The 3,699-nt window shown below is 59.0% G+C and carries 4 protein-coding genes and 2 pseudogenes; all 6 read left to right on the top strand.

Annotated elements, in window-relative coordinates; genetic code table 11:
• Positions 1–338 (top strand): hypothetical protein (locus AC1DLB_RS26585; protein ID WP_477785964.1); only part of this gene is annotated, 338 nt, incomplete at its 5' end.
• A gap of 1 nt (position 339) precedes the next feature.
• Positions 340–933: an adhesin gene (locus tag AC1DLB_RS26580; protein WP_477743031.1), complete on the top strand. Its 594-nt coding sequence runs from the start codon at positions 340–342 to the stop codon at positions 931–933.
• Positions 934–997: 64 nt separating this feature from the next.
• Entirely contained in the window at positions 998–1,936 is a 939-nt protein-coding gene (locus AC1DLB_RS26575) for a heme utilization protein (RefSeq protein ID WP_086946101.1), read from the top strand.
• A 67-nt stretch (positions 1,937–2,003) separates the two neighbouring features.
• Positions 2,004–2,552, top strand: a pseudogene (locus tag AC1DLB_RS26570) (C39 family peptidase); the annotation flags it as partial.
• Positions 2,553–3,110, top strand: a pseudogene (locus AC1DLB_RS26565) (hypothetical protein); the annotation flags it as partial.
• A 46-nt stretch (positions 3,111–3,156) separates the two neighbouring features.
• Positions 3,157–3,699, top strand: a 543-nt coding sequence (locus AC1DLB_RS26560) for a coiled-coil domain-containing protein (RefSeq protein WP_477785963.1), incomplete at its 3' end; no start/stop codon positions are given.

Raw genomic sequence — 3,699 nt, 5'->3', positions numbered from 1 at the left:
ATGTACAGCCCCACACCATCGGCAGACCGCCATTCCAGAAAGACCCCTACCCGATCACTGTCAACGCCAACCCTTCGGATCGTGTCACCTCGACACTCAACAGCACCGAACTGAGCGATGGTGAGTTCGCCAGCGTGGCCAGCGGTTCGTCCATCAGCAACAGCATCAACCAGAACGGCAACATACCCGGCAGCCTCAATGTCGTGACCAATCCCAATGGCATGCCCGGCATGAGTGCCGGTCACGGCGGCGGTAGCGGTGGCGCGATTTCGGGAACGATCAACCATGCCATGAGTTCCGGCCTCGCGCCGTTGGGCAGATTGGCGGGAGGTCAATGACATGAGCCGCTCCCTGATCCTTCTCGCCCTGGTCATCGGTGCCAGTGTGAGCCCAGGCGCCATGGCCGACTCCAGCGTTCCGGTGGTCAACACCGCCAACATTCTGGATTCCGGCGCCCGGTACAACGGCAACTTCAACGTCAACCAGGCCTCCGGCGATCAACAGCAACAGGCCAATACCCGCGCCATCGCCATCGGCACCACTGATGCCTCGGCGACCACCCGCGTCATCCAGAAACTCGACACGCCCGCCAACCCGTCGATGAACGCGACGGCCACCATCGGCGGCAACTCTTTCAGTCAAGGCAACGGTGCACTGGGTGTCAACCAGGGCGCCGGGGCCAACAACCAGATGGCCAACGTAATGCGCATCAGCATCAGTGCTGCGCCGCAAAGCGTCGACGATAGCGCCCTTTCTCAACAGAACGTGGCGTTGTTACCAAGCTCAGGGGCAACTGACGCTTCAAAAGGCAGTCGCCAGGTCGTGACAAGCGACCAGGCCTTCACCGGCAGCCGAGGAGTGATTCAGGTGAACCAGAGTGCCGGGGTGGGGAACCGAATGGCTAACACCCTGAGCATACGGGTCGCTGACTGACCCGAACGCAGTGCGATTAGAAAGTAACCAACACTTAACCAACTAATAAGCACGGAGAATCACCATGAAACCCACAATGGCTCTCAAGCCTCTGGTCTTCGCCTTGGCATCCGTCATGGCGATGGCCGCACAGGCCAGCGACAACGATCGTGGTCACCACCATCATCACGGCCCCAAAGGCCCCACCTGGGAACAACAGCTGTCAATCGACTCAGCCGCCAACGCCTATGTAGGGGACACACAGGACAGCAGCGGCAACTCGGTACTTAACCAGGGCACCAAAAACACTGCCAATGCCGACAACTCACTCAACGGTTCCAATGGCAACATGGGCGCCAACGTGGCTGGCGGTGACGGCAACCAACAAGACAACGCCGCCGCGCTGGCGACCGCCGATGAAAGTTTCATCTTCGGTTCTGCCACTGCAACGTCCAACGCCTATCAGTACAACACCGACAACTACGTCAAAAACCGCTCTACCCAAAATAACGCCACGCTCAACAATGCTGGCAACAACGGCTCCGGCAACATTGGCATCAACGTGACTGCCGGCAACTTCAACCAACAGAAAAACAACCTGGCGATTGCCGTGTCTGGCGGCCGGGTAGCAACAGCCTCGGCTGACGCTTACCAATCCACCACCGGCCTGGATGTCGACAACAAGGCTGACCGGACCCACGTCACCACCACCCTCACCGATACCACCACGTCCTCGGGCACCTTCAAGGCCAAAGGCACCGGGACGATCGACGACAGTGGCTGGGGTCACAGAGGCGATGACAAGTTCAAATTCAGCGCCGTGGGCACCTTCGATCTGGCTGGCGTCACCACCCATCAAGTGCTGACTCCAGACGGCTGGAAAAACCCGGTTGTGAACAACGCCTCCATGACCAACTCGATGAACAGCTTCTCCGGCAACGGCGGTGCCAACGTGTCGGCGGGTGTGGGCAACCAACAAAGCAACTCTCTGTCCATTGCTGCCGGCTGCAGAGCCTGCATGTAATCGCGATCGAAATGAAAGCCCCGGCAACGGGGCTTTCTTTCCACGGTTCACCAAAGGCGTATCGATCATGCGTACGACAGCTTGTTTCGCCCTGCTGTGCCTGTGCGGCCTGACTCAGGYGGCGCAGATGCCGGTGGCCGCCTTACCGGGCGGCATGCTGGTTTACAAGCAGGTGCAAAGCGTGCGTGAGCGCAAGTTCAGCGACATCGTCGAACAAAAAACCGACTTCAGCTGCGGCGCTGCCGCACTGGCTACGGTGCTACGCCAGGCTTACTGGCTCGATGTCGATGAGGAACACATCATCAAAGGCATGCTGATCAATGCTGATCAGAACCTTGTCCGTACTCAAGGTTTCTCCATGCTGGACATGAAGCGCTACATCGAAGCAATCGGCATGCGCGCGCGTGGCTACCGGATACCGCCCGAGAAACTCGAAGCGGTGACCATTCCGGTGGTGGTGCTGATGGAAATTCGCGGCTACAAGCATTTCGTGGTGATGCAGCGGGCGGACAAGAACTGGGTCTATATCGGCGACCCGGTGCTTGGGCACAAACGCTATTCCCATGATGACTTTGTCAAAGGCTGGAACGGCATTGTCTTCGCTATCGTGGGTCCCGACCTGATTGGCGCAACGACGTTGATGCAGATCCAGGCCTCTACCGTAAAACCCCAGTTTTACGTATCGACCATTAAAGAAACCGGTAACGGCAGTACGCCGCCGTTAGGCACCGGGAATGTGATCGGTGGCGCAGGACTGACCACCGCCCAGGGTGTCACTCAAACTGTGCGCGCCGCCGGTGACGGCAATACCGCATACAACAATGTCGCCCTCAACGTCCAGGAGGCCAACCAGGCGCCGGCGCCGAATCCCGTCCAAGGGCAGGTGCTGACGAGCGGGCAAACCATTACCGACAACAATGCCGCCGGTAGCGTCGCGGTGTCAGCCACCGGGGGTGGCGTGCAAATGGCTATCCAGGCCAGCAACAACCAAGGCACGGCCATGCAACAGGTGGCTCAGGGTGGTCTGGTGCAGAACACCCGGCTTCTGGGCAACAACAACAGGGTCAATAACCTGACGCATCTTAACGTGGTGCTAAATAACAATGGCCGAAATGCCGGAGCAGTCAACTGCAATCTGAGTCAACTCAACGCACTACGCAACCTGGGATATTGAACTACGCTGATGTTCGATCATTGGGCTTCATGGGGGATGGCTAATCATGTATCGGTCAGTACCACTGCGCGCGGTCGTTTGTCTGAGCACTTTGTTCCCGTCGGCGCTGCTGCAAGCAGCGCCCGATGCGGACGTGGCGGCTTTGAAACAGGAGCTCATGGAGCTCAAACAACGATACGAAGTACAACAAAAAGCCCTGGCAGTACTCGAACAACGAGTCCGCCAAGTGGAGGAGCAACCGGCGGCGCCGCCGCCTAAACGCCTGGCCAAGTCGCCAGCCGACATGAAAGGCAACCCGCAAGTGGCCACCAGGACGGGAGCGGCCGCGGCTTCAGGCGGCGCCGCGGGCAGCGGCAGTTCCTATGGACAATCGCTGGCCGATGACTCTCAACCGGCACAGAGTGTTTCCAACCTGTATGACGAGGCCAGCGGATTCTTCGGCGGCGGCAAGTTCAGCCTCGAAACCGGGTTGACCTATTCACGTTACGACACCCGCCAGCTGATCCTCAACGGCTTCCTCGCACTGGACTCGATCTTTCTGGGCAACATCAACCTGGACCGGATCAAGGCCGACACCTGGACGCTGGAC

It is taken from the genome of Pseudomonas sp. 05N434 (genome assembly GCF_056396965.1).
This window is presented reverse-complemented; position numbering and strand designations above follow the sequence as displayed.